The organism is Streptomyces sp. NPDC088707, from assembly GCF_044752725.1.
Lineage (GTDB): Bacteria > Actinomycetota > Actinomycetes > Streptomycetales > Streptomycetaceae > Streptomyces.
The window spans coordinates 136,386-159,798 of sequence record NZ_JBIVLV010000006.1; the positions used below are offsets into that span (position 1 = coordinate 136,386).

Here is a 23,413-nt window from a genome sequence, read left to right on the forward strand (position 1 = left end):
TTCCTGCGGACCGACGAGGGCGTCTCCGCCCTCCGGGAAAAACCCGCCCAGCCCTCGGCAAGACCTGGTTCCGCTCGGCCTATACGACTCTGCGGCGACCCCCCGGCCGCCGCAGCACTCCAGAATAGACGATCCGTACCACAGCCGTTTTCCTGCCGTTGTGTCCGGCATCACCCCCTCGTCTTCCGGTCACCGATCGGACAGAGAGGCCCCCAGGGGGGCGAAAGCGGCGGTGACGTGGGAAGGAACGACGCCGGGGCGGCCGCCCGCGGCCTCGGGGGCGCGAAGGGGCTCCTGTCATACTTCATCTGAGCGGTTCGACTGAGGAGACGACAAGGCATGGCGGCTGCAGCTACCCCCAGATTCAGCGTGATCATCCCGGTCTACGGGGTCGAGGGCTACATCCGTGAGTGCCTCGAGTCGGTGACGTCGCAGGGCTACGAGAACTTCGAGGTCATCGCGGTCGACGACTGCTCCGTGGACAGCAGCGGCGCCATCATCGACGAGTTCGCCGCCCGCGACCCGCGGGTGCGCGCCGTCCACCGCGCCGAGAACGGCGGCATCGGTGCCGCCCGCAACACGGGCGTCGAGCACGCCCGCGGCGACTACCTGCTCTTCATCGACGGAGACGACTCGATCCGCCCCGGCTCCCTGCAGGCCATGGCCGACCGCCTCGACGAGGCCCAGGACCCCGAGATCCTGCTGTTCGACCACGTCCGCACCCATGTGGACGGCAGCGTCGAGACCAGCAAGACCGGTCCGTACCTGGCGGCGATCCGCGACCGGGTGGTCAGCCCCGTCGACGAGCTCGAACTGCTGCGGATCTTCGCCGTGGTGTGGAACCGCCTCTACCGCCGCGACTTCTTCACCGGCGAGGGCTACTCGTTCACCGACGGGCTGTACGAGGACGCGCTCATGGTCTACACGACCATGGCGGCCGCCGAGCGCGTCGCGGGTCTGGAGTACGTGGTCGTCGAGTACCGCCAGCGCCGCCAGGGCAGCTCGATGCGCAGCAGCTCCCCGCGCAAGCACTTCGTGATCTTCGACCAGTACCAGCGGGTCTTCGACTACCTCGAGGGCCGTCCCGGCCTCGACGCGTACCGCAGGCTCGTCTTCGAGCGGATGGTCGCCCACTTCCTCTTCACCTTCGCCCGTGGCTTCCGAATACCCCGCAGCCACCGGCGCGCCTACCTGAAGCAGGCCGGCGAGACCTACCGCCGGAACGAGCCCGCGGGCTTCACCCCGCCGCCCGGCATGCTCGGCCTGAAGTTCAAGGTGATGCGGACCGGTTCGTACGCCGCGTTCGAGGCCCTCAAGGCGGTCAACGGCACCCGTGAGACGGCCTTCGGCGCCCTCGGCCGGACCAAGCGCTGGGGCGGCCGCAAGGCCCTGCGCGCCTACTACGGTGTGCAGCGCCGCCTCCCGCTGGACGAGAACCTCGCCGTCTACTCGGCGTACTGGGGCCGCACTCCCGGCTGCAACCCGCTCGCCGTGCACGAGGCCGCCAAGAAGCTCGCACCCGGCATGCGCGGTGTGTGGGTCGTCAACCAGGCGTACGCGGGCAGCGTGCCGGCCGGCCTGACCCGGATCGCCCCGGCCACCTTCGGCTACTGGAAGGCGCTGGCCCGGGCCAAGTACCTGGTCAACAACGTGAACTACCCGGACTCCGTGATCAAGCGCCCCGGCCAGGTCCACCTGCAGACCCATCACGGCACCCCGCTCAAGCGGATGGGCCTCGACCAGCAGCAGTACCCGGCCGTCGCCCGCAGCATGGACTTCGACAAGCTCCTGGAGCGGGTGGACCGCTGGGACTGGAGCGTCTCGTCGAACCTGCACTCCACCGAGCACTGGGAGCGGGTCTACCCGGCCGCCTTCCAGACCCTGAACACCGGCTACCCGCGCAACGACGTCTACTACCGCGCCACCGCCGCGGACGTCCGCCGGATCCGCGGCGAGCTCGGCATCGGGCACGGCAAGAAGGCGATCCTGTACGCCCCCACCGTGCGCGACCACCAGAAGGACTCCTTCGTCCCGCGCCTCGACTTCGCGCGCTTCGCCCGCGAACTCGGCCCGGACTTCGTCCTGCTGGTCCGCGCCCACTACTTCTACGGCGGCGACCCGGAGCTGAACGCCCTCGCCGAGCGGGGCGCCCTGATCGACGTGTCGCGGCACCCGTCGGTGGAGGAGCTCTGCCTGGCCTCGGACGCCCTGATCACCGACTACTCGTCGATCATGTTCGACTACGCCAACCTCGACCGGCCGATCGTGACGTACGCCGACGACTGGGAGATGTACCGCACCTGCCGCGGTGTGACCTTCGACCTGCTCTCGGGCGAGCCGGGTGACACCCCGGGTGTGATCACCACCACCGAGGACGAGCTGATCGAGGCCTTCCGCGGCGGCGCCTGGGAGGCCGAGCCGGCCGCCGCCCTGCGGCAGGCCTTCCGGGAGCGCTTCTGCTCCTGGGACGACGGCTTCGCGGCCGAGCGGGTCGTCCGCCGGGTCTTCCTCGGCGAGGAGCGGCTGCGGCCGGCCGTGGTGCCCGTGGCCGAGCGCACCCCGGCCCCGGCGCCGCGGGTGGCCGAGGCCACCGGATCGGTCCCGCCGAGGCGGGCGGACGAGGACGAGTTCGCCAAGGCGCGCGCCGACCACTAGGCCGGCGGCCCCACGCACGAAGAGGCGCCCGGAGCGGATTCGCTCCGGGCGCCTCTTCGTGGTCTCCGCGCGGTCCGCGGTGCGGTCCTTCGCGCGGTCCCGCGTGGCTACTTCACGACCGACAGCGGCAGCAGCTTCTTGCCGGTGGGGCCGATCTGGATGTGGGTGTCCATCTGCGGGCAGACGCCGCAGTCGAAGCACGGGGTCCAGCGGCAGTCCTCGACCTCGGTCTCGTCGAGCGAGTCCTGCCAGTCCTCCCAGAGCCAGTCCTTGTCGAGACCGGAGTCCAGGTGGTCCCAGGGCAGGACCTCCTCGTAGGTGCGCTCGCGGGTCGTGTACCAGGCGACGTCGACGCCCATCTCCGGCAGCGTCTTCTCGGCGCAGGCCATCCAGCGGTCGTACGAGAAGTGCTCGCGCCAGCCGTCGAAGCGGCCGCCGTCCTCGTACACCGCGCGGATGACCGCGCCGATGCGGCGGTCGCCGCGGGAGAGGAGGCCCTCGACGATGCCCGGCTTGCCGTCGTGGTAGCGGAAGCCGATGGAACGGCCGTACTTCTTGTCGCCGCGGATCTTGTCGCGGAGCTTGCGCAGCCGCTCGTCCGTCTCCTCGGCCGACAGCTGCGGGGCCCACTGGAAGGGGGTGTGCGGCTTGGGGACGAAACCGCCGATGGAGACGGTGCAGCGGATGTCGTTCTGGCCGGAGACCTTGCGGCCCTCGGCGATCACGTTCATCGCCATGTCGGCGATCTGGAGGACGTCCTCGTCGGTCTCCGTCGGCAGGCCGCACATGAAGTACAGCTTCACCTGGCGCCAGCCGTTGCCGTACGCGGTGGAGACGGTCCGGATGAGGTCCTCCTCCGAGACCATCTTGTTGATGACCTTGCGCATGCGCTCGGAGCCGCCCTCGGGGGCGAAGGTGAGGCCGGAGCGGCGCCCGTTCCTGGTCAGCTCGTTGGCCAGGTCCACGTTGAAGGCGTCGACACGGGTGGACGGGAGGGACAGGCCCACCTTGTCCTCCGTGTACCGGTCGGCGAGGCCCTTGGCGATCTCACCGATCTCCGAGTGGTCCGCGGAGGACAGCGAGAGGAGGCCGACCTCCTCGAAGCCCGTCGCCTTGAGGCCCTTCTCGACCATCTCGCCGATGCCGGTGATGCTTCGCTCCCGCACGGGGCGCGTGATCATGCCGGCCTGGCAGAAGCGGCAGCCTCGGGTGCAGCCGCGGAAGATCTCGACGGACATGCGCTCGTGGACGGTCTCCGCGAGCGGCACGAGGGGCTGCTTGGGGTACGGCCACTCGTCGAGGTCCATGACGGTGTGCTTGGAGACGCGCCACGGCACACCGGACCTGTTGGGCACGACACGGCCGATGCGGCCGTCCGGCAGGTACTCCACGTCGTAGAACCGCGGGATGTACACCGAGCCGGTCTTCGCGAGGCGGAAGAGGACCTCCTCGCGGCCGCCCGGCCGGCCCTCGGCCTTCCAGGCGCGGATGATCTCGGTCATGTCGAGGACGGCCTGCTCGCCGTCGCCGATGATCGCCGCGTCGATGAAGTCCGCGATCGGCTCGGGGTTGAAGGCCGCGTGGCCGCCCGCGAGCACGATCGGGTGGTCGACGGTCCGGTCCTTCGCCTCCAGCGGGATGCCTGCCAGGTCGAGGGCGGTGAGCATGTTCGTGTAGCCGAGCTCGGTGGAGAAGCTCAGGCCGAAGACGTCGAACGCGCCGACGGGGCGGTGGCTGTCGACCGTGAACTGCGGGACCTTGTGCTCCCGCATCAGCTCTTCGAGGTCCGGCCAGACGCTGTAGGTGCGCTCGGCGAGGACGCCCTCGCGCTCGTTGAGCACCTCGTACAGGATCATGACGCCCTGGTTGGGCAGACCGACCTCGTACGCGTCCGGGTACATCAGCGCCCAGCGGACATCGGCGGACTCCCACGGCTTGACCGTGGAGTTCAGCTCTCCACCGACGTACTGAATCGGCTTCTGCACGTGCGGGAGCAGAGCTTCGAGCTGCGGGAAGACAGACTCGGCAGCAGACATCTCGAACCTTCGTGAGCTGGCAGGGGGGCGACTCTCAAGCGTACCCCGGTGCTCAGTGGGTCAGGGACGCCGTGAGTCCCGGGGCCGAGGCCCTGGCCCAGACCTCGGGGAGCTCCCGTTCGGCGGCGGCCGCGGCGGCTTCCTCGTGTCCGTACAGAAGTCCCCAGGTGAAGGCCGATTCGCCGGCCCCGTGGGCCACGATCGCGAGCTCCCGCAGGGTGCCCCGGGCGACGACGGCGTCCTGGTGCTCGCCGAGCAGGCTCTGGACGGCCTTCACGCGTTTCGCCAGCCGCTTCGCGGGCTTCCCGAGGGTGGGACGGGCGGCCTCGGCGGCGTAGCGGGCGCGTTTGGCGGCCTTGCGGGCCTCGTGGAGGGCGAGGTCGCGTTCGTGCTGGGGTTCGAGGGAGAGGGCGTGCCCGATCCGGCCGCCGAGACGGGCGTGGTCCTTGCGGACGGCGCGGGCGAGGACCGTCCGGGCGTCGCCGGCGGCGTCCTTGCGCAGCGGCGGGCCGGCGAGGAGCGCGTCGAGGGCGCCGAGGAGGGCGAGGTAGCGGGCGGAGTCGAGGGCGGCGAGGGCCTGGCGGCGGGCTGTCCTGCCGTGGGCGGCGTCACGGCGGCGCAGCCGGGCCTTGGCCGGGCCGAGGACCAGGGTGCGGGGCAGCTCGTCGAGGCGGGCGCGCAGCCGTTCGTCGAGGACCTCGTGGTCGCGGGCGACGCCGAGCTCTCCGGCGAGCCATTTCAGCTCCTCGCCGATCGGGTCGGTGGTCTTCCGGTCGAGGACCTTCCGGTACGTCTTGAAGGCGCTGCGCAGCCGCCGGCAGGCGACGCGCAGCTGGTGGACGGCGTCGGGCAGGTCGCGCCGTACGGCGGGGTCGTACGCGACGATCGCCTCGACCTGTTCCCGTACGTAGGCGAGGACGGCGGCTCCGGCGGTGCCGGGCGCACCGGGGGGCTCCGGCACGGCCGCGGGCGCCTCGGGCTCCACGCCCGTCTCGGCGAGCGCGCGGGAGAGCTTCGACGGGGAGTCCGAGGGCCGGATGCCGGCCTTCCTGAGGCGCTTCTCGACGGCGTCGAGGACGGCGGGGTCGGTGTCGTCGGCGAGTTCGACCTCGATCTCGGTCCAGGCGGCCTCTCCCCCGCTCGTGAGGCCCTCGGCGTGGACGGTGTCCACGGAGAGTTCGGCGAGGATCGTGCCGTCGCCGTCGCGGAGGTGGCGGACGTCACGGGAGGAGCGGAGGCGGACGACGGGGACGACCTCGGTGTCCCGGACGCGGGAGCGCAGGAGCCCCGCCAGGGCCCGCGGGAGCGTGTCCGAGAGCGGGGCTCTGATCTCGTCGCGGATGCCGGAGGCGACGGGGAACTTCAGGTGCCAGCCGGCGTCCGCGCCGCCGGTGCGGCGGCGGAGGGTGAGCGCGTCGGCGGCGAGCCGCAGGTCGGGTGTGTCGTAGTAGACGGCGTCGAGTTCGGTGACGCCCTCGTCGGTGACCGAGGCCACCCCGGCCGCCCGGGTCAGGTCCGGGAGGCCGGTTCGGGGGGTGGCTTCGTACTTCCGCTCGATCTCTCGCTTCGTGTCCGCCATGAATCGAATCTAGACGGGAAGTGAACTCCGCGGGAGTACGCCCATCAGCCTGTCCGGAAATCCCCTGGGGGATCCGCCGGACGTCCTCTAGGCCGTCATGGGTCGCTGGACCCTGATCGACTGGAGCAGGCCGATCGCCACCCACACCGCGAACATCGACGAGCCGCCGTACGAGACGAACGGCAGCGGCAGTCCGGCGACCGGCATGATGCCGAGCGTCATGCCGATGTTCTCGAAGGACTGGAAGGCGAACCAGGCGATGATGCCGGCCGCGACGACCGTGCCGTAGAGCTCGGTGGTCTCGCGGGCGATCCGGCAGGCCCGCCAGAGGACGACGCCGAGGAGCAGCAGGATCAGGCCGGCGCCGACGAAGCCCAGCTCCTCCCCCGCGACCGTGAAGACGAAGTCGGTCTGCTGCTCGGGCACGAACTGGCCGGTGGTCTGGGAGCCCTTGAAGAGCCCGGAGCCGAGGAGGCCGCCGGAGCCGATCGCGATCCGGGCCTGGTTGGTGTTGTAGCCGACGCCGGCCGGGTCGAGGTCGGGGTTGGCGAAGGCCGCGAAGCGGTTGATCTGGTACTCGTCGAGCATGCCGAGCGCGGTGACGAGGACCGCGCCGCCGACGCCTGCGCCGATCAGCCCGAGGACCCAGCGGTTGGAGGCGCCGGACGCGAGCAGCACGCCGAGCACGATGACCGCCATGACCATGACCGAGCCGAGGTCCGGCATGAGCATGACGATGCCCATGGGGAGCGCGGCCAGGGTGAGGGCCTTGGCGACGGTGCGGTGGTCGGGGTGGATCTGGTCGCCCGCGTCGACCTTCGCGGCCAGCAGCATCGCCATCACCAGGATGATCGTGATCTTCACGAACTCACTGGGCTGGAGCGAGAAGCCGCCGCCGACGACGATCCACGCGTGGGCGCCGTTGATGGTGGCGCCGAGCGGGGTGAGCACGGCGAGGATCAGCACGATCGAGAGGCCGTAGAGGACCGGGACCGCGCCGCGCAGGGTGCGGTGGCCGAGCCAGATCGTGCCGATCATCAGGGCGACGCCGATGCCGGTGTTGAGCACGTGCCGGAAGAGGAAGTAGTACGGGTCGCCGTTGTTGAGCTCGGTGCGGCCGCGGGTGGCGGACCAGACGAGCAGCGCCCCGATGAAGGAGAGCGCGAGCGCGGAGAGCAGTATCGGCCAGTCGAGCCGGCGGACCACCGAGTCTCGGGCGGCCAGCTTGGCGAGCGTGCCGCGCTCGGGGGCGTACCGGGAGATGGAGAAGCCGTGGGGTGCGGTCATCGGTTCAGTCCCTCCGCCAGGCGGCGGGCGGGCCCGCGAGCTCCTGCTGGTCGGGCTTGTCGGGGTCGGCCTGGCCCGGGTCGGCCGGGTCGGCCGGGTCGTTCGGGTCGGGCTGCTGGGTGCCGTCCGGCGGGTTCAGGGGCGCGTCGGGGTCGACCTTCCCGATCTCCGGGTCGTACGGCTTGACCTTCGGGGGGTCGATGGAGCCGTCGGCCTCGATCTTCGGGAGGCTCTTCTGCGGCTGCGGCAGCAGAGCCCGCTTGAGGTCCTGGTTGCCGGCGTCGTCGAGTCCGTAGAGCGCGTCGTAGATGTTGCGGACGGCGGGACCGGAGGCGCCGGAGCCCGTACCACCCTGGGCGATCGTCATGACGATCGCGTAGTCCTTGGTGTACGTGGCGAACCAGGAGGTCGTCTGCTTGCCGTAGACCTCGGCGGTACCCGTCTTGGCGTGCATCGGGATCTTGTCCTGCGGCCAGCCGCCGAACCGCCAGGCGGCCGTACCGCGGGTGGCGACTCCCGCGAGGGCTTCCTCTATCAAGGCCTGCGTCTTGCTGTCCATGGGGAGCCTGCCGTGCGCCTTGGGCTTGATCTCGGTGACCTTCTTGCCGTCGGGGCTGACGATCGCCTTGCCGACGGTGGGGTTCCAGAGGGTGCCGCCGTTGGCGATGGCCGCGTAGATGGTGGCCATCTGGATGGGGGTGACGAGGGTGTCGCCCTGCCCGATGGAGTAGTTGACGGAGTCACCGGCGCGCATCAGGTTGCCTTCGAGGCAGTTCTCGTACGAGAGCTGCTGGACGTACGTGCCGCCCTTCTTGCCGATGCGGCACCAGTAGTCCTTGTTGTCCGCCCAGAAGTCCTGCTTCCACTTCCGGTCGGGGACACGGCCGGTGACCTCGTTGGGGAGGTCGATGCCGGTCTCGGCGCCGAGGCCGAACTGATGGGCCGTCTTGTAGAACCAGTCCTTGGCGTCCTTCTTCGGCTTCATCCCGCCGTCCTTCTGCCACTGCTGGTGGGAGAGGGCGTAGTAGACGGTGTCGCAGGAGACCTCGAGGGCCTGGCCGAGGGTGATGGAGCCGTGGCCCTGGGACTCGAAGTTCTTGAAGACCTGGTTGCCGATGGAGTACGAGGAGGGGCACGGGTAGCGCCCGTTGAAGTCGTATCCGGCGTTCACGGCGGCGGTCGTCGGGATGACCTTGAAGATCGAGCCGGGGGCGGCCTGGCCCTGGATGGCCCGGTTGAGGAGCGGGAAGTTGGAGTCCTTGCCGGTGAGGGCCGCGTAGTCCTTGGCGGAGATGCCGCCGACCCAGGCGTTGGGGTCGTAGTCGGGCTGGGAGGCCATGGCGACGATCCGGCCGGTCTTGTTCTCCATGACCACGACGGCGCCGGAGTCGGCCTTGTAGTTCTCGCTGGTGTTCTTGTCGTGGACCTTGCGGGCCTCGACCATCGCGTTGTGCAGCTCCCACTCGGCGACCGCCTGGACGCGGGCGTCGATGGAGGTGACGACGTTGGAGCCGGGGATGGCGGGGTCGTTCTTGGCCTGGCCGATGACCCGGCCGAGGTTGTCGACCTCGTAGCGGGTGACGCCGGCCTTGCCGCGCAGTTCCTTGTCGTAGGTGCGCTCGAGACCGGACCGGCCGATCTGGTCGGAGCGGAGGAACGGCGAGTCGGTGTCCTTGGCCTTCTCGATCTCGCTGTCGGTGACGGGCGAGAGGTAGCCGAGCACCTGCGAGGTGCGGGCCTTGCCGGGCGCCGGGTAGCGGCGTACGGCGGTGGGTTCGGCGGTGATGCCGGGGAAGTCCTCGGCGCGCTCGCGGATCTGGAGGGCCTGCTGGGTGGTGGCCTCGTCCGTGACCGGGATCGGCTGGTAGGGCGAACCGTTCCAGCACGGCTTCGGGGTCTTGGAGTCGCAGAGCCTGATCTTGTTGACGACGTCGTCGGGCTTCATGTCGAGGACGTCGGCGAGCCGGGTCAGGACCGCCTTGCCGCGGTCCTTCATCTTCATCATCTCGGTGCGGGACGCGGAGACCACGAGCCGGGTCTCGTTGTCCGCGAGCGGGACGCCGCGGGCATCGAGGACGGAGCCGCGCACGGCGGGCTGCACGACCTGCTGGACGTGGTTGTTCTTCGCCTCGTCCGTGTACTCCTTGCCGTTGCGGATCTGGAGGTACCAGAGCCGGCCCCCCAGGGTCAACAGCAGCGAGAAGACGAGGATCTGGATGACGACGAGCCGGATCTGGACCCGGGGGGTCCGCCCTGTCTCGGGGATGTTGCTCATACGGTCGGGGCCCCCTCGGTCACAGTCGCTTGACTCCCTTGATACGTCCGGCCCGTGAGGCGCGGCTCCGGGCGGTCTTCACCCGCAGGCCGCCGCGCTGGTTCCCGATCCTCAGGCCGGTGCCGGAGGAGAGCCAGCCGGAGGCGACGTCGGCGCCGTTGCCCCCGCCGGCGTCGGCGAGCGGGTCGTTCTCCGCGCGGCGGGCCAGCGCCATGATGAGCGGCACCGTGAAGGGCGCGAGGAGCAGGTCGTACACGGCCGCGGTGAACAGCAGGAACCCCAGGCCGACATGGCGGGCGGCGGTGTCGCCGACGAGGGCGCCCACCCCCGCGTACAGCAGGGTGGAGCCGACGGCGGCCGCGACGACGACGGCCATCGGGCCGGTCGCCGAGGTCAGTCGGCCGTTCTCCGGCCGGGCCAGGCCGACGAGGTAGCCGATGACGCAGAGCACGAGGGCGTAGCGGCCGGCGGCGTGGTCGGCGGGCGGGGCCAGGTCGGCGAGGAGGCCGGCGCTGAAGCCGATGAGCGAGCCGCTGACCGGTCCGTACACCAGGGCCAGGCCGACCACGGTGAGCAGGACCAGGTCGGGGACGGCGCCGGGGAGCTGGAGCCGGGCGAGCACGGAGACCTGCACGACCAGGGCCACCACGATCAGCGTGGCGGAGAGAAGGATCCGGTTGAACTTCACGGTGTCGCGTCCCCCTGGTCCCGGCCCTGCTGGTTCTGCTGGTTCTGGCCCTGCTGGTTCCGCTGTCCGTCGGCGGCCTGCTGCCCGTCCGGTGACGTCGGCGTCGGCGTCACCGTGACGGTGACGGTCGGCGCGGGCTTCGGCTTCTGCGGGAGGACCATGTCGCGCGGGTCGGCGCGGGGGGCCTGGACGACGATGCCGACGATGTCGAGCTTGGTGAAGCCGACGTACGGGCGGACGTAGATGTTGCGGGTCAGGCCGCCGCCCGCGGGGTCGACCCGGACGACCTCGCCGACCGGGACGCCCGGCACGAACGGCTTGTCGGCGCGCGAGCCGAAGGTGACGAGCCGGTCGCCCGGCTTCACCTTGGCCTTGCCGTTGAGGAGCTGCACGAGCAGCGGGCGGTCGCCCTGGCCGGTGGCGAAGCCGAGTTCGTCGGACTTCTCCATGCGCGTGCCGACGGTGAAGTCGGGGTCGTTGGCCAGCAGGACCGTGGAGGTCGAGGGGCCGACGGTGGTGACGCGGCCGACGAGCCCGGAGCCGTTCAGCACGGTCATGTCCCGTTTGATGCCGTCGCGCGCGCCCACGTCGACGGTGACGGTCCAGGAGAAGCCCTGGGCCGCTCCTATGGCGATGACCTGGGCGCCCTTGATGCCGTACTGCCCGGCGCCGGCGGTCTTCAGGATGGAGTCGAGCTCGCGCAGCCGGTTGCGGTTGCGGTCGTCGCTGCCGAGCTCCGCCTTGAGCGCGGCGTTCTCCTTCTCCAGGGCGGCGATCCGGGTGTGCCGTTCGCCGGAGTCCCTGACCGCGCCTATGGCGTTGCCGATGGGGTCGACGGCGGCCGCCACACCGTTCTCGACGGGCCCGAAGACCGCCGCTGCGGCCTGCCGGGCACCGTCGACGGGTGACTCCTGACCGCCGCGGATGTCCACCGTGATCAGTGCGAACGCGATGGCGATCAGCAGCACCAGGAGCAGCCGGCTCTCTCGTGTGTCCCTCACGTGCGGCGGCCGTGCCTTTCCTCGTGGTTCGGTTGTTCGGCTGTGCGGTCGTACGGCTGTGCGGTGGTGCCCGCATGGGCCGTGCGGGTGGTGCTAGCGGCGCGGCTGGGCGTCCAGGACCTGCTGGAGGGCCTCGAACTCCTCCACGCACTTGCCGGAGCCGAGCGCCACCGAGTCCAGCGGGTCCTCGGCGATGTGGATCGGCATTCCGGTCTCGCGGCGGAGGCGCTCGTCGAGGCCGCGGAGCAGGGCGCCGCCACCCGTGAGAACGATGCCGCGGTCCATGACGTCACCGGAGAGCTCCGGCGGGCACTTGTCGAGCGTGGTCTTCACCGCGTCGACGATGGCGTTGACCGGCTCCTCGATGGCCTTGCGGACCTCGGCGGCCGAGATGACCACGGTCTTGGGCAGTCCGGAGACGAGGTCGCGACCGCGGATCTCGGTGTGCTCGTCCTTGTCGAGGTCGTACGCGGAGCCGATGGTGATCTTGATCTGCTCGGCGGTGCGCTCACCGAGGAGGAGCGAGTACTCCTTCTTGATGTGCTGGATGATCGCGTTGTCCAACTCGTCGCCGGCGACCCGGATCGACTGTGCCGTGACGATTCCGCCGAGGGAGATGACGGCGACCTCGGTGGTGCCGCCGCCGATGTCCACGACCATGTTGCCGGTGGCCTCGTGGACCGGGAGGCCCGAGCCGATGGCCGCCGCCATGGGCTCCTCGATGATGTGCACCTGACGGGCGCCGGCCTGCGTCGAGGCCTCGATGACGGCGCGGCGCTCCACTCCCGTGATGCCGGAGGGCACGCAGACGACGACCCGCGGGCGGGCCAGGTAGCGACGCTTGTGGATCTTCAGGATGAAGTAGCGGAGCATCCGCTCGGTGATCTCGAAGTCGGCGATCACGCCGTCCTTCAGGGGCCGGACGGCGACGATGTTGCCGGGTGTCCGGCCGATCATCTTCTTCGCCTCGGCGCCCACCGCGAGGATGCCGCCGGTGTTGGTGTTGATCGCGACGACGGACGGCTCGTTGAGGACGATGCCACGCCCCCTGACGTACACCAGCGTGTTGGCAGTCCCGAGGTCGATAGCCATGTCACGGCCGATGAACGACATTGAGTTCCCCTTGTTTCCCATGAGGATGCTTCGGGCCTTCCCCAGCGAGCGTTGACGGCTGCTCAGGCAGGCGAAACCGTGCTGAAGTGGGTGGCTGAAGGTGGTGCGGCGTGGAGTTTTCCATCGTAGTGCCGCCCGCCCGGATACCGCGCGGTGGTCCACCTCTGTACAGGTGACGGTAGGACGCGGCGATCCGTTCCCGGGATCGGCGTTCATATGCCTGGGGGCGACCGAATTCCTTCGGTCGCCCCACAGGCTGCTGCGTTCGGCTGACGCCGAGTCAGCGAAGTCGGGTCGGCTCAGACGAGACCGGGGAAGAAGATCTTCAGCTCGCGCAGGGCCGACTCCTCCGAGTCGGAGGCGTGGATCAGGTTCTCCCGGACGATGGTGCCGAAGTCGCCGCGGATCGAGCCGGGCGCGGCGGCGATCGGGTCGGTCGGACCGGCCAGCTGGCGGACACCCTCGATGACCCGCTCGCCCTCGACGACGAGCGCGACGACGGGGCCGGAGGCCATGAAGCCCATCAGCGGCTCGTAGAAGGGCTTGCCCTTGTGCTCGCCGTAGTGCTGCTCCAGGGTCTCCTGGTCCAGCTCGCGCAGCTCCAGGGCCGCCAGGGTCCAGCCGGCCTTGCGCTCGATACGGCCGATGATCTCGCCGACCAGGCCACGGCGGACGGCGTCGGGCTTGAGCAGGACGAGCGTGCGCTGGCTCACGGGGGAACTCCTTCGGAAAAGCGGTGTGCGGGACCTCCGAGGCTACAGGCCCCGCACGCCCCTCGATTACGCAGCGTCAGGCCCTGCCGAGGCCCCTGCGGCCTGGGCCTCGGCCCACCGTGCCTTGATGTCGTCGATCCGTCGCCCATAGTGAACAGAAGCCCACCACAGACCGGCGAAAACTGCCCCGAGGAAGAACATCGTCGGCACGACGAAACCGCTGAGGATCAGGCCGATCTGCAGCGCCCAGCCGAGCTGCACGCCGCCGGGGCGGGTGACCATCCCACAGAGCAGCACCGAGACGGCCATCGCGACACCGCAGACCCACCAGACCGTGGACATCGCGAGACTGTCGTCCTTCATCGCGACGAGACCGGCGAACCCGATCACGAAGAACTCGCCGATGAGCGTCGAGGAACAGAGCGTACGCATCGGGTCAGCCCCTTCGCAGCAGCAGCCGGGCGTCCCCGACCGTGAAGATCGAACCGGTCACGAGGACACCCGCGCCGCCGTACTCGGCCTCTTCCTCCGCGAGCGTGATGGCCGCCTCCAGGGCGTCGGGCAGCCGCGGCTCCACGACGACCCGGTCCTCGCCGAAGACCTCGACCGCCAGGGCGGCGAGCGCGTCGACGTCCGTGGCGCGGGGGTTGGAGTTCGCCGTGACGACGACCTCCGCGAAGATCGGCTCGAAGGCCTCCAGGAGGCCCTTGGCGTCCTTGTCGCCGCTCGTGGAGACCACGCCGACGAGCCGCGAGAAGCCGAAGGCCTCACTGACGCCCTCCGCCGTCGCCCGTGCGCCGTGCGGGTTGTGCGCGGCGTCCAGGATCACCGTCGGGGACGAGCGGACGATCTCCAGCCGGCCGGGCGAGGCCACCTGGGCGAAGGCCTGCCGGACCGTGTCGAGGTCCAGGGTCCGCGCGTGCTCCGCGCCGATCCCGAAGAAGGCCTCGACCGCCGCCAGCGCCACCGCCGCGTTGTGCGCCTGGTAGGCGCCGTGCAGCGGCAGGAAGATGTTGTCGTACTCGCCGCCCAGACCGCGCAGGGTGAGGAGCTGGCCGCCGACCGCGACCTCGCGGGCGACGATGCCGAACTCCATGCCCTCGCGGGCCACGGTGGCGTCCGCCTCGACGGCCTTCTTCAGCAGGACCTGCGCCGCGTCCACCGGCTGCTGGGCCAGGATCACGGTCGCGCCCTGCTTGATGATCCCGGACTTCTCGCCGGCGATCTCGGCGGTCGTCGTGCCGAGCCGGTCCGTGTGGTCCAGGTCGATGGGGGTCACGACGGCGACGGAGCCGTCGATGACGTTCGTCGCGTCCCAGGTGCCGCCCATGCCGACCTCGACGACGGCCGCGTCGACCGGGGCGTCGGCGAAGGCCGCGTACGCCATTCCGGTGAGGACCTCGAAGAAGGAGAGCCGGTACTCCTCGCGGGCGTCGACCAGCTCCACGTAAGGCTTGATGTCCTGGTACGTCTCCACGAACCGCTCGGCGGAGATCGGGGCGCCGTCCAGACTGATGCGCTCGGTGATGGTCTGCACGTGCGGCGACGTGTACCGCCCCGTGCGCAGCTCGAAGGCGCCGAGCAGGGCCTCGATCATGCGGGCCGTCGACGTCTTGCCGTTGGTGCCGGTGATGTGGATCGAGGGGTACGCGCGCTGCGGATCGCCGAGGACGTCCATCAGGGCCGCGATCCGGGTGACCGAGGGCTCCAGCTTGGTCTCGCCCCAGCGGGTGGACAGCTCGGTCTCGACCTCGCGCAGGGCCTTGTCGAGCTCCGGGTCCTCGGGGCGGCTGGGCACCGGGTCGCCCTGGGGCCGGCCGCCCTGGGTGCGCAGGGTGCGGCTGCCGGCCTCGATCACCGCCAGGTCGGGGTCTCGGTCGGTCTCGGCGTCGACGATGTCGTCGAACTGGTCACTCGGGTCGCTCGGCTCGCTCACGGGCCCCAGTCTACGGAGCGGTACCGACAGGACATTGGACCCACCCCATTCGGGACCTTCGGTCCACCGTCCGCCGGACCGGCCGGGCAAACTTGGCGATCATGGACATAGGGATCGACCTCGGCACGGCCAACACGCTCCTCTACGCACGGGGCCAGGGCATCGTGCTCGACGAACCGTCGGTGGTGGCGGTGCAGGAGGGCTCGCGGCAGGCGCTCGCCGTCGGTACGGAGGCGAAGGAGACCATCGGCCGCACGCCCGGTTCGATCACCGCGATCCGCCCACTGCGGGACGGCGTGATCAGCGACTACGAGGCGGCCGAGGAGATGATCCGGCACTTCGTGCGCAAGGCGGTCCCCGGCCGCCGCCGGCCCCGCACCCGGATGGTCGTGTGCGTGCCGAGCGGGGTCACCCAGGTCGAACGGCGGGCCATCGTGCACGCCTCGCTCTCGGCCGGCGCGCGGGCGGTCCATCTGATCGAGGAGCCGATGGCGGCGGCGATCGGCGCCGGGCTGCCCGTCTCCTCCCCGCGCGGCTCGATGGTCGTCGACATCGGCGGCGGTACGACCGAGGTGGCGGTGATCTCGCTCGGCGGGATCGTCACGGCCCAGTCCCTGCGGGTGGGCGGCGACCGTCTCGACGCGGCCGTCACCGACTACGTCCGCAAGCGGCACTCGCTGCTCATCGGCGAGCGGACCGCAGAGGACGTCAAGGTCGCCATCGGCACGGCCTGGCCGGTGCCGGGCGAGGAGGAGCGCGAGGGCGAGACCTTCACCGTGCGCGGCCGGGAGAAGGTCAGCGGACTGCCCCGGACGGTGGAACTGACGGTGCCCGAGGTGCGGGCGGCGCTCGACGAGCCCGTCGAGGCGATCATCTCGGCGGTACGGGTCACCCTGGAGGAGTGCCCGCCGGAGCTGTCCGGCGACGTCATGGAGCACGGCATCGTGCTGACCGGCGGCGGGGCGCTGCTGCCGGGTCTCGACCTGCGGATGGCCTCGGCGACGGGCATCCCCGTCTTCGTCGCGGACCGGCCGCTGGACTGCGTGGTGCTGGGGTCGGGGCGGTGCGTGGAGGACTTCGACGGGCTGCAGCGGGTGCTGGGGAAGGCGGAGACGGTGCGCTGACCGCGCCTCAGCGGGTGGCCAGCCCCCGGAGTCAGCGCCGCAGGCCCGTCGGCAGCAGCGCCGTCACCTCGTAGCCGCCGGCCTCCCGGCGGGCCTTCAGGGTGCCGCCCATGCTGGTGACCCGCTCCTCCATCGAGAACAGCCCGGTGCCGGTGGAGACCGGGGCCGGGTCCGGCGGGGTCTTCGGCAGCGGGTTGCGGACCTCGATGCGCAGGTCGGGGCCCTCCACCGTGATCGTGACCGTCACGGGCAGCCCGGGGGCGTGCTTCGCGGCGTTCGTCAGGCACTCCCGCACGACCCGGTGGACGGCCGCCTGCCGCAGCGGCGAGAGAGCCTTCGCCTCCTCGGCGACCGTCAGCTCGACGGGGCTGCCCATCCGCTCGCTCTCCCCGGCGAGCTCGGCGAGCCCTTCGAGGCCGGGAGTGGCCACGTCCCGGTCGGCGCGGCGCACGATCGTCTCGTTGAGCATGAGGTGGGCGCGCCGGGCGGTGTCCGCGAGCTCCTCGAAGTCCTTCTGGTGGCCGTCGCCCCTGGCCCGTACGGCCAGGACCTCGGCCCGCACCGCGAGCACGGTCAGTTCGCGGCCGACCAGGTCGTGGACGTCCCGGCCGACGGAGATCCGCTCCTCCTGGACGGCCTGCCGGGCGGCGGCCTCGCGCCGCTGGACCTCCAGGGCGCGGACGAGGTCCTGGCGGTACGCGGCGATGCCGACGCCCGCCGCGAGGACACCGATCGGGACGACCAGGCTCAGGAAGTCGCTCAGGGTGTCGCCGTGCCGGGCGGGCCAGCCGGGGGTCAGGAAGAGGCCGTAGGCGACGCCGACGTACAGCAGGGTGGCGACGACGGCGGCACGGCGCCCCCGGTACCGGCCGATCGAGTACAGCGCGAACTGGATCATGGTCAGCTCGTGCAGCCAGCCCATCAGGACGAGCGCCACCAGGTACGGCACCCAGGGAAGTCGGCGCCGGAGGACCAGGGTGGCGGCGCCGGCCGCGAGGACCAGGGTGGCGGTGACGCCGGTCAGGGAGTTGTCGGCGCGGGCGAGCCCCGGCACGTCCAGGCACATGAGACCGAAGGCGCTGAGCGCGGCGACGACGTCGAGGGCGCGGGGCGAGACCGCCCACCGGTCCACGCATCGGCGCAGCGCGGGGACGGTGGGGAGGCGGAGCATGCCTTCCATCATCCAAGGTCTTTCGTCCCGACGACGCGGACCTGAAGTCCCGTCTGATGTGAGATCGGGCACTTCGTCCGTATTCCTGTTTGCGTCGGAACCGTGCACCACGCTTCACAGAAGCAGCTGCCCTTCGCAGCCGCACCGCTCGCCGCGTGGCCGCTCGCCGCGAGGCGGACGGGACGGTGTACCGGCAGGCGTACGCGAAGGGGCCCGGAACCGTGACACGGTTCCGGGCCCCTTCGGCGAGCCGTCCTAGGCCTGCGGCAGGTTCGCCAGCTGGGCCTCGATGCGGGCGATGTCCTCGTCCGCCTTGGCGAGGCGGCCACGGATCTTGTCGACCACGTTGTCCGGGGCCTTGGCCAGGAACGCCTCGTTGCCGAGCTTTCCGTTCGCCTGGGCCTTCTCCTTCTCGGCGGCCGCGAGGTCCTTCGCGAGACGCTTGCGCTCCGCGGCCACGTCGATCGTGCCCGACAGGTCGAGCGCGACCGTGGCGCCGGCGACCGGCAGGGAGGCGGTGGCGGCGAAGCCCTCGCCCTCCGGCTGGAGGCGCAGGATCTGGCGGATGGCGGACTCGTGCGCGACCAGCGGGGTGCCCTCGACGGTGAGGCGCGCCGGCACCTTCTGGGCGTCCTGGAGACCCTGCTCCTTGCGGAAGCGGCGGACCTCGGTGACCACCCGCTGGACGAGCTCGATCTCCTGCTCGGCGGCCTTGTCGCGGAAGCCGCTGTCCTTCGGCCAGTCGGCGACCACGAGGGACTCACCACCGGTGAGGGTCGTCCACAGGGTGTCGGTGACGAACGGGACGATCGGGTGCAGCAGCCGCAGCATGACGTCCAGGACCTCGCCGAGGACCCGGCCGGAGACCTTGGCACCCTCGCCGCCCGCGAAGAACGTGGTCTTCGACAGCTCGACGTACCAGGCGAAGACCTCGTCCCACGCGAAGTGGTAGAGGGTGTCGGCCAGCTTGGCGAACTGGAAGTCCTCGTAGTACGCGTCGGCCTGCGCGACCGTCTCGTTGAGCCGGGACAGGATCCAGCGGTCGGTCGCCGACATCTCGGAGGCGTCCGGCAGCGGACCCTCGATGGTGGCGCCGTTCATCATCGCGAAGCGGGTCGCGTTCCAGATCTTGTTGGCGAAGTTCCGGGACGCCTGGACCCAGTCCTCGCCGATCGGGACGTCGACGCCCGGGTTGGCGCCCTTGGCCAGGGTGAAACGCAGGGCGTCGGAGCCGTACTTGTCCATCCAGTCCAGCGGGTTGACCGTGTTCCCGAACGACTTCGACATCTTCTTGCCGAACTCGTCGCGGACCATGCCGTGGAACGCGATCGTGCGGAACGGCGGCTGACCGTCCATCGCGTACAGACCGAACATCATCATCCGGGCGACCCAGAAGAACATGAGGTCGTAGCCGGTGACCAGGACGGAGTTCGGATAGAACTTCTCCAGATCGGGCGTCTGCTCCGGCCAGCCGAGCGTGGAGAACGGCCACAGGCCGGACGAGAACCACGTGTCGAGGACGTCGGTGTCCTGCGTCCAGCCCTCGCCCGTGGGCGCCTCGTCGTCGGGTCCGACGCAGACCAGCTCGCCGTTCGGGCCGTGCCAGACCGGAATGCGGTGCCCCCACCACAGCTGGCGCGAGATGCACCAGTCGTTGAGGTTGTCGACCCAGTCGAAGTACCGCTGCGACATGTCGGCCGGGTGGATGTCGACGCGGCCGTCGCGGACCGCGTCGCCCGCGGCCTTGGCGAGGGTCTCGACCTTGACCCACCACTGCAGCGACAGACGCGGCTCCAGCGTCGTCTTGCAGCGCGAGCAGTGGCCGACGGAGTGGACGTACGGACGCTTCTCGGCGACGATCCGGCCGTCGGCCCGCAGGGCGGCGACGATCGCGGAGCGCGCCTCGAAACGGTCCAGGCCCTGGAAGGGGCCGTGGACGGTGATCACACCGCGCTCGTCGAGGACCTCGATGGACTCCAGGTCGTGGCGCTGGCCGATGGCGAAGTCGTTCGGGTCGTGCGCCGGGGTCACCTTGACGGCGCCGGTGCCGAACTCCGGGTCGACGTGCGTGTCGGCGACGACCGGGATGGTCCGGTCCGTCAGCGGCAGCTTGATCTGCTTGCCGATCAGGTGGGCGTAGCGCTCGTCGTCGGGGTGGACGGCGACGGCGGTGTCACCGAGCATCGTCTCCGCACGCGTGGTGGCGACGACGATGGTGTCCTCGCCCTCGCCGTACTTCATGGAGACGAGCTCGCCGTCGTCGTCCTGGTAGTCGACCTCGATGTCGGAGATGGCCGTCAGACAGCGCGGGCACCAGTTGATGATGCGTTCGGCGCGGTAGATGAGACCGTCGTCGAACATCTTCTTGAAGACCGTCTGGACCGCGCGGGAGAGACCCTCGTCCATGGTGAAGCGGTCACGGCTCCACGCGAGGCCCTCGCCGAGGCGCCGCATCTGGCCGGCGATCTGCCCGCCGGACTCGGCCTTCCACTCCCAGACGCGCTCGACGAAGGCCTCACGGCCCAGGTCGTGGCGGGACTTGCCCTCCTTGGCGAGCTCACGCTCGACGACGTTCTGGGTGGCGATGCCGGCGTGGTCCATGCCGGGCTGCCACAGCGTCTCGAAGCCCTGCATGCGCTTGCGGCGGGTGAGGGCGTCGATCAGCGTGTGCTCGAAGGCGTGGCCCAGGTGGAGCGAGCCGGTGACGTTCGGCGGCGGGATGACGATCGTGTACGCGGGCTTGTCGCTCTTCGCGTCCGCCTCGAAGTAGCCGCGCTCTACCCAGCGCTCGTACAGCGGCCCCTCTACCTCGGCCGGCGCGTACGTCGTCGGCAGTTCGGTGATGGGCGCTGTCTGCTGCTGAGTGTTCTCGGTCACGGGGCCAGTTTAGGGGTGTCCCGGTGCTGTCCTGAAACGCTTTGGTTCGGTAACGGTGTGGCCCCCGCCGCACTGACGCCCCCGCCGTTCCGCCAGGATGTTCGGAGGCATAAACATCCTGTGAGGGGAACCTGTCGATGAGCTACAACCAGCCGGGCCCGTACGGCCAGCAGCCGCAGCAGCCCGGGCCCTACGGCCAGCAGCCGGGACCGTACGGGCAGCAGCCGCAGCAGCCGGGACCGTACGGCGCGCAGCCCGGTTACGGCTACCCCCAGCAGGCCCCGCAGGGCGTCCCGCCGCAGCAGCCGCCGTACGGCTACCCCCAGCAGCCCCAGCAGCCCGGCCCGTACGGCCAGCAGCCCCCGTACGGCGCCCCCCAGGGCCCCGGCGGCTACGTCCCCCACCCGCCGGCCCCGAAGAAGTCGAAGGCGGGCTGGATCATCGGCGCGGTCGCGGTGGTGGCGGCGATCGGCGTGGGCGCGTACTTCGTGCTGGGCGGGGGCGGCAACGGTGCCGTGGCCGACGACACCAAGGGGTACAAGATCACTCCAGCGGCGACGATCGGCGAGTACAAGAAGGAAGGTACCGGCAAGAGCGGCGAGCTGAGCGCCGAGCAGAAGGTCGCCGCCGACGCCATGGGGATCAAGAACCCGCAGCAGGCCCAGGCCTCGTACAAGTCCGGTGACTCGACCGATCCCCTCAAGAGCAAGAACATGAGCCTGAACGGGATGTGGGGCGAGGTCGCCGACCCGGAGGAAGCGATCGACGCCGCGTTCGCCAATTACGGGAAGAACCAGGGAGCCAAGACCGAGGACGTCAAGGTGACCCCGGTCGGCAGCCCCGAGAGCAAGACGCCCGCCGGGTTCGAGGGCGCGCTGATGAAGTGCCAGAACCTCACGCTCGAGAGCATCAAGACGGAGACCACTCCGGGCCCGAAGTCGTTCACGGTGCCCACGTGCATCTGGGCGGACTACGGCACAGTGGGCGTGGTCAACGCGATCGACCCGTCGACGATGCTGACCGGCGGCCAGGGCTTCACCCTGGACCAGGTCGCCGAGCTGACGGCACAGCAGTACAAGGCTTCGCGCAGCAAGGCCTGACGTCGGAGTGAACGCGTTGATGCCCGGCCAGTTCCTCGAACTCGCCGGGCATCACCATGAAGACAAGGGAGTTCCCACCTACGCCACGTTGCAGGCCGTGGTCGCATGCTCCTGCCTCACGCCCGCCTGCAGGAGCAACCCCAGGCAGCTGCCGTACTGCCACCACTGACCGAGGCCGCAGGCTTTGGTGACCTTCGGGCCGACCTTGTATCCCTCGTAGTGCAGGTAGGTCTGGCAGTCAACTATCGACGCCTGGGCAGGAGCAGCAGTCGTGACCGGCAGGATTGCGGCAGCACCAACTACGCACGTGGCGACCAGCACCCGCTGGACTTTGGACCGGAGCACGAGCATCCCTCACACATCTCAACAACTCGAACAATTGACCCAATTGTTTGATTCGGCTGCGGGCGCCGTCAAGGGCGGATCGAGGGATTGGCTTGATCGCCCTTCCCCATGTCCAACGCACGGCGCGCGCACAGAGAGGCCCGGTTGGTTCATCGAACCAACCGGGCCTCTCGCTGCGTGTACGGCTCAGGCCGACTTCTCGTGCCTGCCGTCGTTCTTCACGATCCGCGGGACCAGCGTCGGGTTCACGTTGTTGCGGACGACGTCCGCCGTGATGACCACGCGGGCCACGTCCTTGCGGGACGGGACCTCGTACATCACCGACTGGAGGACCTCCTCCATGATCGCTCGCAGGCCTCGCGCGCCGGTGCCGCGGAGGATCGCCTGGTCGGCGATGGCCTCCAGGGCCGGGCGGTCGAAGTCCAGCTCCACGCCGTCGAGTTCGAAGAGGCGCTGGTACTGCTTGACCAGGGCGTTCCGCGGCTCGACCAGGATCTGGAGGAGCGCCTCGCGGTCCAGGTTGTGGACGGAGGTGAGGACGGGCAGGCGACCGATGAACTCGGGGATCATCCCGAACTTCACCAGGTCCTCCGGCATGACCTCCTGGAACTGGTCGCTCGCCTCGATCTCGCGCTTGGAGCGGATGGTCGCCCCGAAGCCGATGCCCTTGGCGCCCGCCCGCGACTCGATGATCTTCTCGAGGCCGGCGAAGGCGCCGCCCACGATGAAGAGCACGTTCGTCGTGTCGATCTGGATGAACTCCTGGTGGGGGTGCTTCCGGCCGCCCTGCGGCGGCACCGAGGCCGTCGTCCCTTCCAGGATCTTCAGGAGGGCCTGCTGCACGCCCTCGCCGGAGACATCGCGGGTGATCGACGGGTTTTCGCTCTTACGGGCGACCTTGTCGATCTCGTCGATGTAGATGATCCCGGTCTCGGCCTTCTTGACGTCGTAGTCGGCGGCCTGGATCAGCTTGAGCAGGATGTTCTCGACGTCCTCGCCGACATAGCCGGCCTCCGTCAGCGCCGTCGCGTCGGCGATGGCGAACGGAACGTTGAGCATGCGCGCCAGCGTCTGGGCCAGGAGCGTCTTGCCGGAGCCCGTGGGGCCCAGCAGCAGGATGTTGGACTTCGCCAGCTCGATGGCGTCGTCCCGCCCCGCCCCGCCGCCGTTCTCGCCGGCCTGGACGCGCTTGTAGTGGTTGTACACCGCGACCGAGAGGGCCTTCTTCGCGGGCTCCTGCCCGACGACGTACCCCTCGAGGAACTCGTAGATCTCGCGGGGCTTGGGGAGTTCCTCCCAGCGCACCTCGCTCGTCTCCGCGAGTTCTTCCTCGATGATCTCGTTGCAGAGGTCGATGCACTCGTCGCAGATGTACACACCGGGTCCCGCGATGAGCTTCTTCACCTGCTTCTGGCTCTTTCCGCAGAACGAGCACTTGAGCAGGTCGCCGCCATCACCGATGCGTGCCACGAGGTGCTTCCCCTTCGCCTGGGAGCGCCTGGTTCAGCGACTC

Annotated in this window: 17 protein-coding genes; 3 read left to right on the forward strand and 14 right to left on the reverse strand. The window is 70.1% G+C overall.

Translation table 11 applies throughout. The features are described 5' to 3' along the window. Window positions 1-339 precede the first annotated feature (339 nt). Window positions 340-2,655, forward strand: a complete 2,316-nt coding sequence (locus ACIP84_RS19670) for a CDP-glycerol glycerophosphotransferase family protein (protein ID WP_401798984.1) — start codon at window positions 340-342, stop codon at window positions 2,653-2,655. Window positions 2,656-2,762: 107 nt separating this feature from the next. Here ACIP84_RS19670 and ACIP84_RS19675 read toward each other — a convergent pair whose 3' ends face one another. The 10 genes from ACIP84_RS19675 to ACIP84_RS19720 all read right to left on the reverse strand — a co-directional run bounded on the left by ACIP84_RS19675 (window position 2,763) and on the right by ACIP84_RS19720 (window position 15,283). Beyond that, window positions 2,763-4,691 (reverse strand): TIGR03960 family B12-binding radical SAM protein, encoded by a 1,929-nt coding sequence (locus ACIP84_RS19675; protein WP_355966567.1) that lies wholly within the window; start codon window positions 4,689-4,691, stop codon window positions 2,763-2,765. A 52-nt stretch (window positions 4,692-4,743) separates the two neighbouring features. Then, window positions 4,744-6,270, reverse strand: a complete 1,527-nt coding sequence (locus tag ACIP84_RS19680; protein ID WP_401798986.1) for a CHAD domain-containing protein — start codon at window positions 6,268-6,270, stop codon at window positions 4,744-4,746. An 87-nt stretch (window positions 6,271-6,357) separates the two neighbouring features. Beyond that, window positions 6,358-7,557 carry a rod shape-determining protein RodA gene (gene rodA / locus ACIP84_RS19685; protein ID WP_030317586.1) on the reverse strand — a complete coding sequence of 400 codons (1,200 nt, stop codon included), beginning with the start codon at window positions 7,555-7,557 and terminating at the stop codon, window positions 6,358-6,360. Between the two features lie 4 nt (window positions 7,558-7,561). Next, the gene (gene mrdA, locus ACIP84_RS19690) at window positions 7,562-9,832 is read right to left on the reverse strand and encodes a penicillin-binding protein 2 (protein ID WP_401798988.1); all 2,271 of its coding nucleotides are present in this window, start codon (window positions 9,830-9,832) and stop codon (window positions 7,562-7,564) included. A 19-nt stretch (window positions 9,833-9,851) separates the two neighbouring features. Beyond that, window positions 9,852-10,520 (reverse strand): rod shape-determining protein MreD, encoded by a 669-nt coding sequence (mreD, locus tag ACIP84_RS19695; RefSeq protein ID WP_209494857.1) that lies wholly within the window; start codon window positions 10,518-10,520, stop codon window positions 9,852-9,854. After that, window positions 10,517-11,521, reverse strand: coding sequence for a rod shape-determining protein MreC (mreC, locus tag ACIP84_RS19700; RefSeq protein WP_401798991.1), 1,005 nt, complete (start codon window positions 11,519-11,521; stop codon window positions 10,517-10,519). Before mreC ends, mreD begins: the two co-directional genes overlap by 4 nt. 93 nt (window positions 11,522-11,614) lie before the next feature. After that, a complete protein-coding gene (locus ACIP84_RS19705) occupies window positions 11,615-12,634 on the reverse strand; it encodes a rod shape-determining protein (protein ID WP_030317599.1) in 1,020 nt (339 codons plus the stop codon). Window positions 12,635-12,933: 299 nt separating this feature from the next. Then, entirely contained in the window at window positions 12,934-13,347 is a 414-nt protein-coding gene (gene ndk, locus ACIP84_RS19710; RefSeq protein ID WP_329278755.1) for a nucleoside-diphosphate kinase, read from the reverse strand. Between the two features lie 66 nt (window positions 13,348-13,413). Continuing rightward, entirely contained in the window at window positions 13,414-13,779 is a 366-nt protein-coding gene (locus ACIP84_RS19715; protein ID WP_355966553.1) for a DUF4233 domain-containing protein, read from the reverse strand. 4 nt (window positions 13,780-13,783) lie between these two features. Continuing rightward, window positions 13,784-15,283, reverse strand: a complete 1,500-nt coding sequence (locus ACIP84_RS19720; protein ID WP_355966550.1) for a folylpolyglutamate synthase/dihydrofolate synthase family protein — start codon at window positions 15,281-15,283, stop codon at window positions 13,784-13,786. Between the two features lie 101 nt (window positions 15,284-15,384). Between ACIP84_RS19720 and ACIP84_RS19725 the strand changes: the two genes are divergently transcribed. Next, complete coding sequence (locus ACIP84_RS19725) at window positions 15,385-16,407, forward strand: rod shape-determining protein (protein WP_401798994.1); 1,023 nt, start codon at window positions 15,385-15,387, stop codon at window positions 16,405-16,407. A gap of 31 nt (window positions 16,408-16,438) precedes the next feature. On the opposite strand, the gene ACIP84_RS19730 is transcribed toward ACIP84_RS19725, so the two are convergent. Both ACIP84_RS19730 and ACIP84_RS19735 read right to left on the reverse strand, forming a co-directional pair. Further along, the gene (locus ACIP84_RS19730) at window positions 16,439-17,578 is read right to left on the reverse strand and encodes an ATP-binding protein (protein ID WP_355966545.1); all 1,140 of its coding nucleotides are present in this window, start codon (window positions 17,576-17,578) and stop codon (window positions 16,439-16,441) included. A gap of 255 nt (window positions 17,579-17,833) precedes the next feature. Continuing rightward, a complete protein-coding gene (locus tag ACIP84_RS19735; protein ID WP_355966542.1) occupies window positions 17,834-20,455 on the reverse strand; it encodes a valine--tRNA ligase in 2,622 nt (873 codons plus the stop codon). Window positions 20,456-20,592: 137 nt separating this feature from the next. Here ACIP84_RS19735 and ACIP84_RS19740 point away from each other — a divergent pair, with 137 nt between their 5' ends. Beyond that, window positions 20,593-21,555, forward strand: coding sequence for a hypothetical protein (locus ACIP84_RS19740; RefSeq protein ID WP_401798997.1), 963 nt, complete (start codon window positions 20,593-20,595; stop codon window positions 21,553-21,555). 78 nt (window positions 21,556-21,633) lie between these two features. On the opposite strand, the gene ACIP84_RS19745 is transcribed toward ACIP84_RS19740, so the two are convergent. Together ACIP84_RS19745 and clpX are read right to left on the reverse strand one after the other, a co-directional pair. Next, window positions 21,634-21,876: a hypothetical protein gene (locus ACIP84_RS19745; protein WP_355966537.1), complete on the reverse strand. Its 243-nt coding sequence runs from the start codon at window positions 21,874-21,876 to the stop codon at window positions 21,634-21,636. Between the two features lie 210 nt (window positions 21,877-22,086). Then, complete coding sequence (gene clpX, locus ACIP84_RS19750) at window positions 22,087-23,370, reverse strand: ATP-dependent Clp protease ATP-binding subunit ClpX (protein WP_024755522.1); 1,284 nt, start codon at window positions 23,368-23,370, stop codon at window positions 22,087-22,089. Window positions 23,371-23,413: the final 43 nt, after the last annotated feature.

Coding starts and splice junctions, on each gene's coding strand:
- ACIP84_RS19670 (WP_401798984.1), top strand. CDS start 340: ATGGCGGCTGCAGCTACCCCCAGATTCAGCGTGATCATCCCGGTCTAC.
- ACIP84_RS19725 (WP_401798994.1), top strand. CDS start 15,385: ATGGACATAGGGATCGACCTCGGCACGGCCAACACGCTCCTCTACGCA.
- ACIP84_RS19740 (WP_401798997.1), top strand. CDS start 20,593: ATGAGCTACAACCAGCCGGGCCCGTACGGCCAGCAGCCGCAGCAGCCC.
- ACIP84_RS19675 (WP_355966567.1), bottom strand. CDS start 4,691: ATGTCTGCTGCCGAGTCTGTCTTCCCGCAGCTCGAAGCTCTGCTCCCG.
- rodA (WP_030317586.1), bottom strand. CDS start 7,557: ATGACCGCACCCCACGGCTTCTCCATCTCCCGGTACGCCCCCGAGCGC.
- ACIP84_RS19730 (WP_355966545.1), bottom strand. CDS start 17,578: ATGCTCCGCCTCCCCACCGTCCCCGCGCTGCGCCGATGCGTGGACCGG.
- ACIP84_RS19680 (WP_401798986.1), bottom strand. CDS start 6,270: ATGGCGGACACGAAGCGAGAGATCGAGCGGAAGTACGAAGCCACCCCC.
- ACIP84_RS19715 (WP_355966553.1), bottom strand. CDS start 13,779: ATGCGTACGCTCTGTTCCTCGACGCTCATCGGCGAGTTCTTCGTGATC.
- mrdA (WP_401798988.1), bottom strand. CDS start 9,832: ATGAGCAACATCCCCGAGACAGGGCGGACCCCCCGGGTCCAGATCCGG.
- ACIP84_RS19705 (WP_030317599.1), bottom strand. CDS start 12,634: ATGTCGTTCATCGGCCGTGACATGGCTATCGACCTCGGGACTGCCAAC.